Below are 241 nucleotides of genomic sequence, written 5' to 3' on the forward strand. Positions count from 1 at the left end.
GCTTTTGTCGAAATGAATTTATACTAATATGAACAACAAAAAGAAAGAGCGGGAAAACCCGCTCTTTCTAAGCCATCGTATATGGGATTATTTTTGGAAACCGCCTAATTGTTGCTCAGCTAGTGAAACTAGACGTTTTGTAATTTCGCCACCAACAGAACCGTTAGCGCGAGATGTTGCATCCGCTCCAAGTTGAACACCAAACTCTTGAGCGATTTCGTATTTCATTTGGTCTAATGCT

General features: G+C 40.2%; 1 protein-coding gene. It reads right to left on the reverse strand.

Annotated features, from left to right (window positions below; all coding sequences use genetic code 11):
• Positions 1-87 precede the first annotated feature (87 nt).
• Positions 88-241, reverse strand: a 154-nt coding sequence (locus SB717_RS39045; protein ID WP_410908647.1) for an alpha/beta-type small acid-soluble spore protein, incomplete at its 5' end; no start/stop codon positions are given.

Source organism: Priestia sp. SIMBA_032 (assembly GCF_046535215.1).
Classification (GTDB): domain Bacteria; phylum Bacillota; class Bacilli; order Bacillales; family Bacillaceae_H; genus Priestia; species Priestia aryabhattai.